This window comes from Paenibacillus sp. FSL R10-2778, from assembly GCF_038593035.1.
Taxonomy (GTDB): Bacteria; Bacillota; Bacilli; order Paenibacillales; family Paenibacillaceae; genus Paenibacillus_AQ; species Paenibacillus_AQ odorifer.
This window is the reverse complement of sequence record NZ_CP151956.1, coordinates 4,883,756-4,896,201: the sequence shown is the minus strand read 5'-3', so window position 1 is coordinate 4,896,201 and position 12,446 is coordinate 4,883,756. Positions and strand designations below refer to the sequence as shown.

14 protein-coding genes are annotated in these 12,446 nt (G+C 47.0%); 12 read left to right on the top strand and 2 right to left on the bottom strand.

Annotated elements, in window-relative coordinates; translation table 11 throughout:
• Positions 1-291: 291 nt before the first annotated feature.
• Positions 292-465: a hypothetical protein gene (locus tag NST40_RS22135; protein WP_162636775.1), complete on the bottom strand. Its 174-nt coding sequence runs from the start codon at positions 463-465 to the stop codon at positions 292-294.
• A gap of 77 nt (positions 466-542) precedes the next feature.
• On the opposite strand from NST40_RS22135, the gene NST40_RS22130 reads away from it, so the two are divergent.
• The 9 genes from NST40_RS22130 (at position 543) to NST40_RS22090 (ending at position 8,825) form a co-directional block, all read left to right on the top strand.
• Complete coding sequence (locus NST40_RS22130) at positions 543-1,115, top strand: NUDIX hydrolase (RefSeq protein WP_076276680.1); 573 nt, start codon at positions 543-545, stop codon at positions 1,113-1,115.
• Positions 1,106-2,305, top strand: coding sequence for an endonuclease Q family protein (locus tag NST40_RS22125; protein WP_312150532.1), 1,200 nt, complete (start codon positions 1,106-1,108; stop codon positions 2,303-2,305). Before NST40_RS22130 ends, NST40_RS22125 begins: the two co-directional genes overlap by 10 nt.
• Before the next feature lie 82 nt (positions 2,306-2,387).
• Positions 2,388-3,038, top strand: a complete 651-nt coding sequence (gene spoIIM / locus NST40_RS22120; protein WP_036676050.1) for a stage II sporulation protein M — start codon at positions 2,388-2,390, stop codon at positions 3,036-3,038.
• Positions 3,039-3,128: 90 nt separating this feature from the next.
• Positions 3,129-3,593, top strand: a complete 465-nt coding sequence (locus NST40_RS22115; RefSeq protein WP_036676051.1) for a Fur family transcriptional regulator — start codon at positions 3,129-3,131, stop codon at positions 3,591-3,593.
• Positions 3,594-3,756: 163 nt separating this feature from the next.
• Entirely contained in the window at positions 3,757-3,990 is a 234-nt protein-coding gene (locus tag NST40_RS22110; protein WP_036676052.1) for a DUF4227 family protein, read from the top strand.
• Between the two features lie 159 nt (positions 3,991-4,149).
• The gene (xerD, locus tag NST40_RS22105) at positions 4,150-5,043 is read left to right on the top strand and encodes a site-specific tyrosine recombinase XerD (RefSeq protein WP_076219664.1); all 894 of its coding nucleotides are present in this window, start codon (positions 4,150-4,152) and stop codon (positions 5,041-5,043) included.
• A gap of 242 nt (positions 5,044-5,285) precedes the next feature.
• On the top strand, positions 5,286-6,464 hold the full coding sequence (deoB, locus tag NST40_RS22100) for a phosphopentomutase (RefSeq protein WP_076129494.1): 1,179 nt from the start codon (positions 5,286-5,288) through the stop codon (positions 6,462-6,464).
• Between the two features lie 49 nt (positions 6,465-6,513).
• Entirely contained in the window at positions 6,514-7,332 is an 819-nt protein-coding gene (locus tag NST40_RS22095; protein WP_036676055.1) for a purine-nucleoside phosphorylase, read from the top strand.
• A 161-nt stretch (positions 7,333-7,493) separates the two neighbouring features.
• A complete protein-coding gene (locus tag NST40_RS22090; protein ID WP_036676056.1) occupies positions 7,494-8,825 on the top strand; it encodes a pyrimidine-nucleoside phosphorylase in 1,332 nt (443 codons plus the stop codon).
• A 110-nt stretch (positions 8,826-8,935) separates the two neighbouring features.
• Here the strand turns inward: NST40_RS22090 and NST40_RS22085 are convergent, their stop codons facing one another.
• On the bottom strand, positions 8,936-9,949 hold the full coding sequence (locus NST40_RS22085; protein ID WP_076276684.1) for a serine hydrolase: 1,014 nt from the start codon (positions 9,947-9,949) through the stop codon (positions 8,936-8,938).
• A gap of 374 nt (positions 9,950-10,323) precedes the next feature.
• Here NST40_RS22085 and NST40_RS22080 point away from each other — a divergent pair, with 374 nt between their 5' ends.
• The 3 genes from NST40_RS22080 to spoIIAB all read left to right on the top strand — a co-directional run bounded on the left by NST40_RS22080 (position 10,324) and on the right by spoIIAB (position 12,441).
• A complete protein-coding gene (locus NST40_RS22080) occupies positions 10,324-11,460 on the top strand; it encodes a D-alanyl-D-alanine carboxypeptidase family protein (RefSeq protein WP_256718985.1) in 1,137 nt (378 codons plus the stop codon).
• 175 nt (positions 11,461-11,635) lie between these two features.
• Positions 11,636-11,989 (top strand): anti-sigma F factor antagonist, encoded by a 354-nt coding sequence (spoIIAA, locus tag NST40_RS22075; protein ID WP_036676057.1) that lies wholly within the window; start codon positions 11,636-11,638, stop codon positions 11,987-11,989.
• Complete coding sequence (gene spoIIAB, locus NST40_RS22070) at positions 11,986-12,441, top strand: anti-sigma F factor (protein ID WP_036676058.1); 456 nt, start codon at positions 11,986-11,988, stop codon at positions 12,439-12,441. The genes spoIIAA and spoIIAB overlap by 4 nt, the downstream gene beginning before the upstream one ends.
• The last annotated feature ends 5 nt before the right edge of the window (positions 12,442-12,446 follow it).

Below are 12,446 nucleotides of genomic sequence, written 5' to 3'. Positions count from 1 at the left end.
CAACTGAGTCCGAAAGCGTACAAAGGTAGGCGCAATAGTAACCTAATCAAACAACTTGTGCTAGATGCCAGCATCGTGAGCGATCAACAAGTTGTGTCTGACGCCAGCATCGTAAGCCCATTAGTTGCTTAATCAATCAACCTTTGCCCAATACCAGCGGTCTAAGCGCAATTCCCCCTAATCGGGGCGACGCAAAAAGACTGGGGTGCCCCAGTAGCCATTTCATGGCTTTTGAGACACCCCTATAGTTGTGTGAACATGTATGGCTAAGTCCCAAAGGAGAGGATGAATTCATCCTGCCTTGGACGGAAGAATTGCGGATTGATCGTGCAGGGAAAGAATGTATGCCAAGGGCATATCGCGCCCATACTGCTGGATCCATCCAGCCAAGATGGCCTTTATTTCCTCCGGCTTACCTACCATCATCACTGCGGATGAGCTTGTACGGCTGAAGATTTCATTCATCTGAAATTCCTTCTTTCCCTTTAAGTTTGCTATAATACACCGTATGCACAATAGAGAAAAAGGAGACCAGAAACTTTATGGGAGAACAACATTTGAACAGCAAACCCGAGCTTGATGAAGTGACATTGTCTACACAGCCTGTTTTTGATGGGAAGATTATATCTTTGCAGGTGGACACAGTGAGACTGCCTGATGGAAATACTGCGACACGTGAAGTTGTGAAGCATCCCGGCGCCGTAGCGGTGCTTGCTTTAAACAACAACAAAATGCTTGTTGTAGAGCAATACCGTCAGCCCATGCAACGCACTGAGGTAGAAATTCCGGCTGGGAAGCTGGATAAAGGTGAAGATCCATTAGTTGCGGCTGGTCGTGAACTTCAGGAAGAGACTGGATTTCACAGTGGAGATCTGAAATTGCTTAAATCTTTCTATACTTCTCCCGGCTTCGCCGATGAGATTATTCATTTGTATGTGACTACTAACGCTCAACCAGGGGACATGTCACTGGACGAGGATGAATTTCTAGAGGTTTCGGAGCTTACCCTGGAGGAAGCGTATCAATATATGGCTGACGGGCGCATCGCGGATGCAAAAACGATGATGGCAGTGTACGCTTGGCATCTATACACGCTGACAGGCCAATGGAATTAACAACTGAACTGAAGAGTTTCTATTGCGATTTGCATGTTCATATTGGGCGAACGTCGGAAGGTCAGGCTGTCAAAATTAGCGGCAGCCGCGAGCTTACCTTTGCGGGAATTGCCAAAGAAGCTGCAGAGCGCAAAGGACTAGAAATGATCGGTATTATAGATAGTCATTCACCTGGCGTCCTGCGGGATATTCAGCGGTCTTTGGAATCTGGAGAGATGACATTAGCTGAAGGTGGAGGCATTGCTTACCGAGGGACTACGATCATTCTGGGAACAGAGATTGAAATCCGCGAGCCTGGGCGAAAAGAGTGCCATGTGCTCGCTTACATGCCGGACGTGGAACGCATGACTGACTTTAGTGCGTGGATGAGCCGCTATATGCGGAACGTGAATCTAAGTTCCCAACGCCTGTATGCTCCGGCTAGGGAGCTTCAGGATGAGATTTACGGCCGGGGAGGCATTCTTATCCCTGCACATATTTTCACGCCTCACAAGGGCTTGTACGGCTGTGCTGCCGAGCGTATGGCGGACATCTTTGATCTGGACCGCATAGCTGCGGTTGAACTTGGGCTGAGTGCAGATTCCGAAATGGCTGGATATCTCTCTGAGCTGGATAATTTCACGTTTCTAACCAACTCAGATGCGCATTCACTGGGTAAGTTAGGGCGTGAGTATAATGTGATGGAGCTGGCACAGCCATCGTTCGCTGAACTGCGGCTTGCACTGGAACGTAAAGATGGGCGGAAGGTAAGTGCTAATTTCGGACTTAATCCGCGGCTTGGCAAATACCACCGGAGCTATTGCGGGGGCTGTGGCAGTATTATTGATGAGGCTTATGTCAACTCGGATCGTTGCCAATATTGCGGCAGTCTTAAGCTGGTTAGAGGTGTCTTCGACCGGATCCTAGATATTGCGGACCGCAAGACGCCGTTAGTGCCTGCTGACCGTCCACCCTATCATTATCAGGTTCCGCTTGAATTTATCCCGGGGTTAGGGAAGGCGAAGATGAACGCGTTACTGCAAGCGTTTGGAACTGAGATGAACATTTTACATGGTTGTGGTGAAGCGGAAATTGCCAGCGTTGTAGGTGCGGATCTGGCGTCGATGATCGTCCAGGCCCGCTCTGGAATTTTGGAGCTATCAGCAGGCGGTGGCGGGACGTACGGTAAAGTGGTTCAGCCCAGAAAGTAGAGTCATTACCTGAAGGACAAGTCATATCGCGGGACGTTTTCTCATATGGTGTAACATGTAACCGGAAAGGGGAACGTCCCAAATGCGTAATTTACGGCTGATGATGAAGGAACAGACGCCTCTGTATATTTTTGTCGGCGTATTATTTCTGGTAGGTGTTGTATTTGGAGCTCTTATCGTTAGTGCGCTTACGATGGATCAGCAGCAGGAGCTGGGGGATTATCTGGGGAATTTCTTTGTTACGGTTGATCAGCAAGGTCTGCCCGCCGCACCTGATTCGTACTGGAGTATAGCGGCCTTGAATCTGAAATGGATCGGACTGATCTGGATTCTTGGGTTGTCGGTCATTGGGCTGCCGGGAATTTTGATTCTTGATTTTTTAAAAGGGGTACTGATTGGTTTTACGGTTGGCTGTCTGGTCAGTCAATATTCTTGGCATGGGATGTTGTTCGCGTTAGTCTCTGTGGCTCCACATAATCTGGTGCTGATCCCTGTGTTGCTGGTTAGCAGTGCAGCTGCGATAGCTTTTTCCTTGCAGATGATCCGCAGCCGGGTGATGGGACAGCGCCGGACGCCAGTGACTCGTCCTTTTACCATGTACACTATATTGTCATTTGTGATGGCGCTTTTGATCCTGGGTATTTCATGTTTTGAGACCTGGGTTACACCAACCATGATGCGTTGGGTCACGCCTTCACTTGTACAAGCGGTGACGACCTTGACTGTGCAGTAAAAGCGTTTGACTTCTGAAAGCGACACCCCCTATAATGGAAGAAGTGGTTTGAAGACCGGTGCGGTAATTATCCAAGGGGGAGGGAGACAGGTGGAAGCACGGATAGACAAGATTAAGCAACAGTTACAATCCCAAGGATACAAGCTTACACCCCAACGGGAAGCGACCTTAAGAGTGCTGCTGGAGAATGAGGAAGATCATCTTAGCGCGGAAGACGTATTTATGCTCGTGAAGGAGAAAGCTCCCGAGATCGGTCTTGCGACTGTGTATCGTACCCTCGAACTTCTCAGTGAGCTTCATGTCGTAGAAAAGATCAATTTCGGCGACGGTGTAGCCCGGTATGATTTGCGAACAGATACTGCGAAGCATCATCATCATCACTTAATTTGTGTGCAATGCGGCAGTATGGATGAGATTCGCGAGGATTGGCTCGGTCCGCTGGAAGAGCGACTGGAGAAAGAGTTTAATTTCACAGTGCTTGATCATAGACTTGATTTCCATGGAATTTGCTACCGCTGTACTGATAAGAACAATACAGACGGAAATCCATCCTAAAGTTATCTTATATTAAGAATTAACTTCACAAGTCCTCCCCGGTTCCTATACCGGAGGGGGCTTTTTAAATGATTAGTCTATTAGAGCCATACATATCAGCCTTTTTTGGAGCATAAAATGAAGGACGAGCAGAATTCATTTATATGTAATAGGAGGCGTCCTTATGATTGTTTCTGTGCCCAAAACAGTGCGTAAGCTGTATTTTATGATCATGTTTGTGGCTCTAAGCTATTTACTCTACTATGCTATGAGCTGGCTAGGGGAATGGCTCAGTCCGATAGAGAACTATGGAATTCCTGAAGGTACCGCTGTTCGGGCATTTGATCACGCCGAGGTTGGTGATGATGGTCTGGATGCGCGGCAGCGCTTGCGTTTCTATTACTGGTTCGGAGAATGAAAGCTCCGCAGGAAGCAGGAACAAGCGAGAAGAATGTCGAAGAAAGCTAGGGTGGATTTATGCAGAGTAAGCGTTGTGTACACATCTGCTAAAGCCTCATGCTGAATGTGCTGCAGGAAGACACTAAGAGTAGCTGCGCCAGGACAGGAGCGTGAAATAATGAAGTCACACTTGCAGCCTTTTTTACATTATTTGTCCGGAGATAAAGGCTTGTCCCCGAATACACTGGAATCTTACGGTAGGGATGTATCGCAGTTTCTAGAGTTTGCTGAAGAGCGGGGGGTTAAACAGCCTGAAGAAATCAGAAGATCTCATGTGATGTTATATCTTGGCTCCTTACGCGGAGCGGGAAGAGCCACTGCAACGCTCAATAGAAACGCGGTGTCCCTGCGGGCCTTTTTTCATTATTTGCTGAAGGAACGTTTAATTGAGCAGGATCCAACATTGGACATGGAAACCATGAAGCCCGATAAGAAGCCACCTATGGTGCTTGCGGTTTCGGAGGTTGAGCGGCTGCTAGCTGCTCCAGATGTGAGTACAGCACAAGGGATGCGCGATAAGGCTATGCTGGAATTGCTCTACGCAACGGGGATAAAGGTTTCTGAATTAATTTCTCTTAACGTAGACGATGTGCATACAGACATGAAGTTTGCGCGCTGTACAGGGACTTCGGGCAAGGAACGAGTGGTTCCCATTGGAACCATTGCTGCAGAGAGTGTAGCAGCTTACATTTCTCTTATGCGGGACAAGCTGCTTCGTGATCATCAGGAGGAGCCGGCCATGTTTCTGAATAGCCTAGGTGGGCGTTTAACCCGCCAGGGGTTCTGGAAAATCATAAAAAAATACGCTCGGGAAGCAAACATTGAGCAGGATATTACACCGCATACGCTTAGGCATTCCTTTGCCGCCCATTTACTGGAAGGTGGAGCGGATTTGCGTTCCGTACAACAAATGCTGGGTCATGCTGATATTTCGACGACTCAGATTTATAACGGTATCGCGCGTAAGAATATGAAGGAAGTATATGAGAGCCATCATCCCAGAGCTCGCTGATCATGCTTCAAAGATGCTTTTTGTGAGTAAGATAGTTATGATGGAATCATACTTATAGGATAGACTGGGGAATGGGTAATTTTCCACAGGTTATCCTTTGGCAGAAACGGATACCTGACAGGCGATACATTGTATCGCTAGCTACGGAAGCGTCTGACTTCCGGGAGAAGGTACAGCCGTTTCTTCTTGTTGGTGCAAACGAATGAACGAACGATCTATATTAAAAAAGGAGTGAAGACAATATGTCCTCATTTAAACGAATTGGTTTTATTGTTTTGGATAGTGTAGGTATCGGAGAAGCTCCAGATGCTGCGAATTTTGGTGATGCAGGGTCGCATACGCTTGGCCATATTTTGAACCGTGTTCCCGGATTAAAACTGCCTAACCTTCAGCAGTTAGGATTAGCTAATATTGCTCCGCTGCCGCCACTTGAACCTGTAGCTTCACCAACTGGATATTATGGCAAGATGCAGGAAGTATCTGTAGGTAAGGATACGATGACCGGGCACTGGGAGCTGATGGGGCTGAAAATTGAGGTTCCATTCAATACGTATCCGGATGGATTTCCGGCAGAATTGATTGAGAAATTCGAAGCAGCAACTGGCCGGAAAGTGATCGGTAATAAACCGGCTTCCGGTACGGAAATTTTAGTTGAATATGGCGAAGAGCAGATGAAGACCGGAGCTTGGATTGTGTACACCTCTGCGGACAGTGTATTCCAGCTTGCGGCACATGAAGATATCATTCCACTGGAAGAGCTATACAGCGCGTGTAAAATCGCCCGTGAGCTAACTATGGCTCCTGAATTCTCCGTAGGGCGCGTTATTGCTCGTCCATATGTTGGCGAACCAGGAAAGTTCGTACGGACCTCGAATCGCCATGATTATGCCGTGAAACCACCGGAACCAACGGTAATGAATTCGCTGGCTGATATCGGAAAAGATGTTATCGCGGTAGGAAAGATCAACGATATTTTCACAGGTGAAGGGGTTACAGCTTCTTACCCTACGAAGAGCAATGAACATGGTATCGAAGTTACCATTGAGCAGCTTCGCCAACCGTTCAACGGGTTGCTGTTCACGAATCTGGTGGATTTTGACTCTTTATATGGACACCGCCGCGATCCGGAAGGATACGGTCATGCACTGGAAGTATTCGATCAGGCGCTGCCTGAAATTCTATCCACGCTTGGTGAAGATGACCTGTTGATTATTTCAGCAGATCATGGGAATGATCCAATCCATAGTGGAACAGATCATACTCGTGAATATGTGCCGCTGCTTATTTACAGCCCACGCCTTAAGCATCCAGATAGCTTGGGTATTCGTGAGACCTTCTCGGATGTTGCTGCAACCATTGCTGATAATTTCGGTGCGAAGGCGCCGCAGTATGGGACAAGCTTTTTAGCGAAACTGCAATAAAAGAATGTGGGTTGCGCCACAACATTCATTAAGGAGGATCATCCATAGCATGTTAACTCAAAAAGAAATTCAAGAAGCAGCCATTTATATAAAAGACAAATGTCCGGTGGCTCCGGAAATTGGATTGATCCTTGGTTCAGGACTCGGTGTGCTTGCAGATCTGATCACCGATGGAATCAGCATTCCATATGATGAGATTCCTCACTTCCCTGTGTCCACTGTAGAAGGGCATGAGGGAGAACTGCTGATCGGTATGATTGAAGGACGCCGTGTCGTGATGATGAAGGGCCGCTTTCATATGTATGAGGGTTATGGACCGGAGGTTACGGCATTCCCTGTTCGGGTTATGAAAGAACTTGGTATAGCCAGCCTATTAGTAACTAATGCTGCTGGTGGAGTGAACACAGATTTCACGCCGGGCGATCTTATGCTCCTTACGGATCATCTGAATATGACGGGACGGAACCCGTTAATAGGACCTAATGATCCTGCACTGGGCGTGCGCTTCCCGGATATGTCAACCGCTTATAGCCGCCGCCTGATCAAGGTAGCGAAGGAAACGGCAGCGCAGCAGAATTTCGAATTCAAAGAAGGCGTATATGCAGGTCTGCTGGGACCTTGCTACGAAACACCTGCTGAAATCGTAATGCTTCGTCATCTAGGGGCTGACGCTGTGGGCATGTCTACTGTGTCGGAAACCATTGTTGCCCGGCATGCAGGTATCGAGGTATTGGGTATCTCCTGTATTACTAACATGGCTGCGGGAATTCTGGATCAACCGCTCAACCATGAAGAGGTTATGGAAACTGCAGATCGTGTGCGTGAGCGTTTCCTGAAGCTGGTGTTGGGCTTTATTCCGAAAATGTAATTTCGGGTACTGCATTATGAATTTTTGGGAGGTCCAATCTATGACACAAGTGAATGAGCTTGAGCCATTGACGTTTGAACAGATAATGAAGGTAACTAATTTGACTAGACCAAAATTTATCGGACTTGCTCGCGCAATTGTCCGTGAAGTGCAGGTGTAATATGAGAGCTGTCGATATTATTCAGAAAAAAAGAGATGGTGGAGAGCTGAGTCGTGAGGAAATTTCCTTTTTAATACAGGGCTACAGTAAAGGTGAAGTGCCTGATTATCAGCTCTCTGCATGGGCAATGGCTGTTTATTTTCAAGGCATGAACGCGCGGGAGACCGGCGATTTAACGATGGAAATGGCGATGTCCGGCGATCAAGTAGATCTTAGTCCAATCGCAGGTATTAAAGTCGATAAACACTCCACAGGCGGAGTGGGCGATAAAACAACTGTAGTACTGGCACCCTTGGTAGCTTCTGCTGGAGTACCGGTAGCGAAGATGTCCGGCCGTGGACTTGGGCACACTGGAGGCACGCTCGATAAGCTGGAGTCCATCAGTGGTTTCTCTATCGAGATGGCTCGTGAGCGTTTCTTTGACCAAGTAGGGGAGATCGGGGCTGCCGTGATCGGCCAGTCGGGTAACATTACACCCGCAGACAAAAAGCTGTACGCCCTTCGGGATGTAACTGCAACAGTTGAATCCATCCCCCTTATTGCAAGCTCTGTGATGAGCAAGAAGATTGCAGCAGGTGCGGATGCGATCGTGTTGGATGTCAAAACAGGCAGCGGTGCTTTTATGAAGACGCTGGATGATTCTATAGCACTCGCTCAGGCGATGGTTGACATTGGAACGCATCTGGGTCGCAATACCGTTGCGATTATCAGTGATATGGACCAGCCGCTTGGTTACGGGATCGGAAATGCGTTGGAAATTAAGGAAGGAATCGAGACCTTGAAGGGTCACGGTCCGAAGGATCTGCAGGAGGTCTGTCTTATTCTGGGTAGCCAGATGCTTGTTCTTGGCGGCAAAGCCAAGGATGAAGCGGAGGCACGTTCGATTCTTATGACGCATATTGAAGATGGCAGTGCGCTAGAGAAGTTCAAACAAATCGTGAAGGCACAAGGTGGAGATGTATCGCAAATTGATTCTCCGGAGAAGCTCCCTACGGCTAAGCGATTCATTGAAGTGAAAGCAAAAACCAAAGGGTTCATAGAAGGGATTCAGGCCGAGGAAATTGGCGTTGCGGCTATGCTGCTTGGAGCTGGACGTGAAACTAAGGAATCCGTAATCGATCTGGCTGTGGGAATTCAACTTTCTAAAAAGGTTGGAGATGCTGTAGAGATCGGTGAGACGCTTGCAGTCTTGCATATCAATGATGCCAGTGAGAAGAAAGTAGAGGAAGCTGAAGGTAAGGTGTTAGAAGCCTACCGTATCACTTCTGAACCTGTTCCTGCCCAACCTCTGGTATTTGCGCTTGTTACTAAAGATGGAGTAACACGGTACTAGCCTAGGCAATATAAATATTGTCATGGCTATGGCCTTAAACAAACAACAAAGCAGCGATCCTCCCATAACGGGAAGGTCGCTGCTTTGCGTTTTGCTCAATGGTGCAATATTTATAACTGATTATTAATCTTATTGAATATCTGCGAAGCCCCGCTGCTTGTATTACATAATACGACCACAGTCTCGCCACTAGCTGGATAGATAGCCGACCGGAAGGAAACACCGGGATCATAGCCCATAATGTGAAATTTGAACACTTTTTCTTCGCGGAGGGTAATCCATACACCATAACCATAATAGCCTTCGCCATCCACATGTACATGGGGAGTAAGCAATAATGAAGTGAGTACTGGACTCAATAATGTATGGTTCATTAACCCGCTCCAGAATAGCTGCATGTCGGGGGCAGTGACGAAAGCTCCACCGTCAGCGCCTCCTTTTACCGGGATTGAGTAGATGTTGGTTCTCCAGTTTCCGTTCTCTTCCTCTATGTATCCTAGTGCACAGTTGGCAGGTAAGGCATCTAACGTAAAGTAACCGGATTGCTCCATTCCGCAAGGCTTAAAGATGTGATGCTCTACATAATCGGAAAAAGTCATTCCACTCAATTCCTCCACCAGAAGGCCTAGCACGATATAGCCGGCATTGTTGTAGTGGAAACGTTCGCCAGGAGTCCACATCATGGGAAGGGTTCGGAACATCGGCACAAAATTCTCAAGCTGTCGCAAGGTGTACATAGGCCGTGCCTTCCACAGGTCCTCGAAATCATCCATAATTGTTTCATCAAAATAATCCGGAATACCAGAGCTATGCGTTAGCAGCTGATGAATGGTGATGTTGGGACTAAAGAGAGGAAAATCTACTTTTTTAAGATAATCTATTAGTCTACTTTCAAAAGAAATCAATCCCTGATCGACCAGCTGGCAGACAGCGATCGCGGTAAATATTTTACACCCGGAAGCAATGCCGAACCGAGTATGAATATTGTTTTCGCGCTTATCCGACTTATTGGCATAACCGTAACAACTGCTGATGACTTCTTTATCAGGTTGTTGTACCAGCACTACACCAGAGAAATTGTTCTGTTTAGCTTCTGCTTCAATACAATCTGCAAGGTGGTTCATCTGTATATTCACTCCTCTATAAGCAGTTAAGTTCTTAAATACCATTCGTTAAAATATTCCAATTTCCTTTAAAGGGAGGTTAAATGAGTACGGAAAAATTGGAAATACTTAAAAATTGAATTAACTTTTGATCTCCCCTATAATAAAAATGCTCTGCAACTGCTGCTGGGCTTTTTTTTATTGACAACATCATTACTTCTTGCGATAAATTATTATAGTTATTTACTTGGAAATGGAATAATTTCCACCCTTTCTGACGAAACTGGAACACAGTACCTGTGATATGAAGGTTAACGTTCAGGAGGGGAACCATTGTGAGAAAAATGCGTTTTGCTGTGCTTGTGCTCTGTATCGTTGTGTCGGTTCTAGGACCGATGTCAGGTGCTTATGCTGAGGAAAAAAGCAAGGATTCTGGCAGTAATGCTGCCGCTGTAGATCTTGCGCCTGGTGCGCGTTCTGCGATTTTGATGGATGCAGGCACTGGCACTATTATTTATGAAAAGAACAGCCATGATAAGCTGCCTCCCGCAAGTATTACGAAGATTATGACGATGCTGCTTACGGTGGAAGCACTGGATGAAGGAAGACTGCAACTGACGGATAAGGTGCGCACGAGTGAATATGCCGCATCGATGGGCGGATCGCAAATTTTCCTGGAGCCTGGTGAAGAAATGTCGGTGGATGAGATGCTCAAAGGCATCGCTATGGCCTCCGGTAATGATGCATCTGTGGCAATGGCAGAGAAAATAGCGGGTTCGGAGAGCGCTTTTGTCGATCTGATGAATAAAAGAGCGGAAGAGCTGGGTCTGAAAGATACCCACTTTGCCAATTGCAACGGTCTTCCAGCTGCTAATCACTATTCCTCAGCCTACGATATTGCGGTAATTAGCCGGGAGCTTTTAAAGCATGATAGAATTATCAAATATACCGGTTCCTATCAGGATTATCTGCGTAAGGATTCCACCAAACCATTCTGGTTGGTAAACACGAACAAGCTTGTACGTTTCTATACAGGCGCTGATGGACTGAAAACAGGATATACCGCTGAAGCAAAATTCTGCTTATCCGCTACGGCTGCAAGAGACGGTCTGCGTGCTGTTGCTGTTGTGCTGGGTGAGCCGAACACGAAGACACGTAACAGTGAAGTGTCGGGCATGTTTGACTATCTCTTTTCGCAATATAAGATCCACACTATTCACAAAGAAGGGGACGCTATCGGTACCCTTAAGATTGAGAAGGGTGTGAAGTCCGAGCTGCCGATTAAGGCGAAAGAGACGTATAGTGTTCTTTTGAAAAAAGGTGTGACCCAAGAAGGCATTCGTCACGAACTAGTACTTCCAGAAAGCGTGAAGGCACCAGTGGCTGAAGGCCAGTCCATAGGCAAGCTGGTTGTCTACCAAGGAACCCAAGTGATTAAAGAGTATGAACTTAAAGCAGGGGAAGCTGTGGCAAAAGCAGGCTGGTGGAAGCTCTTTAAACGTACAACAGGCTCGATGTTCGGCATGGATTAAAAAGAGCTTTTTTGTAGATTGCGCCCATGTGCTTTGTAGATTCATAGGGGTTTTCTTCTAGTTTTGTCGTGAGGCAGGATTCCTGATTTGCCACGTAGAAACCTTGTCCTTGAAGAGAATAGGTACTGTCTCTTAAGGCCAAGTTTTCAAAGCAACGAAGAGGAGAGTGGCAAGCATGAATTCTAATGTGGAAATGGAGCATCACAGGGGTGTGCTGATTGTCCGTTTATCTGGGGAACTCGATCATCATGCCGCCGATTTTGTAAGAATGGATATGGATGAAGCGATTATGCGGGGTCAGGTATCGCATTTGATCCTTAGTCTTAAGCATCTGCAGTTTATGGACAGTTCGGGTCTCGGCGTAATTCTTGGAAGGTATAAACTGATCCATAGTAAAGGCGGCAAAATGGTGGTGTGTGATGCAACGGCACCTGTGAAGCGACTTCTGGAAATGTCAGGCCTGTTCAAGATCATGCCCCTATATGACGACGAGAGCACTGCACTCTCGGATTTGGAGGTTGCGTTATGACAAATGGTAAGGCTGGTAACTTCATGAACGTGCAGTTCGCTGCACTCTCGGAGAACGAATCATTCGCGCGTGTAGTTGTAGCGGCGTTCGTTTCTAGGCTTGATCCTACAATGGACGAACTGAATGATCTGAAGACAGTCGTGTCGGAGGCGGTCACCAATTGTATTATTCATGGGTATGATAGTGATCCGGAAGGTATTGTGACTATTTCAGCTTCGCTGGACAACGAAACGGTACATTTAACCATTGAGGATCAGGGACGGGGCATTGAGGATTTGGAGCTGGCACAACAGCCGCTATATACCTCAAAGCCAGAGCTGGAGCGGTCGGGCATGGGCTTTACCATTATGGAGAATTTCATGGATGAATTTGAAGTCACTAGTGAACCGGGACACGGCACTTCGATCTCAATGAAGAAAACCATCGTTTCGAAAAAAGCTTTATACAATTAGGGGTT

Coding starts and splice junctions, on each gene's coding strand:
- NST40_RS22135 (WP_162636775.1), bottom strand. CDS start 465: ATGAATGAAATCTTCAGCCGTACAAGCTCATCCGCAGTGATGATGGTA.
- NST40_RS22130 (WP_076276680.1), top strand. CDS start 543: ATGGGAGAACAACATTTGAACAGCAAACCCGAGCTTGATGAAGTGACA.
- NST40_RS22125 (WP_312150532.1), top strand. CDS start 1,106: ATGGAATTAACAACTGAACTGAAGAGTTTCTATTGCGATTTGCATGTT.
- spoIIM (WP_036676050.1), top strand. CDS start 2,388: ATGCGTAATTTACGGCTGATGATGAAGGAACAGACGCCTCTGTATATT.
- NST40_RS22110 (WP_036676052.1), top strand. CDS start 3,757: ATGATTGTTTCTGTGCCCAAAACAGTGCGTAAGCTGTATTTTATGATC.
- xerD (WP_076219664.1), top strand. CDS start 4,150: ATGAAGTCACACTTGCAGCCTTTTTTACATTATTTGTCCGGAGATAAA.
- deoB (WP_076129494.1), top strand. CDS start 5,286: ATGTCCTCATTTAAACGAATTGGTTTTATTGTTTTGGATAGTGTAGGT.
- NST40_RS22095 (WP_036676055.1), top strand. CDS start 6,514: ATGTTAACTCAAAAAGAAATTCAAGAAGCAGCCATTTATATAAAAGAC.
- NST40_RS22090 (WP_036676056.1), top strand. CDS start 7,494: ATGAGAGCTGTCGATATTATTCAGAAAAAAAGAGATGGTGGAGAGCTG.
- NST40_RS22085 (WP_076276684.1), bottom strand. CDS start 9,949: ATGAACCACCTTGCAGATTGTATTGAAGCAGAAGCTAAACAGAACAAT.
- NST40_RS22080 (WP_256718985.1), top strand. CDS start 10,324: ATGTCAGGTGCTTATGCTGAGGAAAAAAGCAAGGATTCTGGCAGTAAT.
- spoIIAA (WP_036676057.1), top strand. CDS start 11,636: ATGAATTCTAATGTGGAAATGGAGCATCACAGGGGTGTGCTGATTGTC.
- spoIIAB (WP_036676058.1), top strand. CDS start 11,986: ATGACAAATGGTAAGGCTGGTAACTTCATGAACGTGCAGTTCGCTGCA.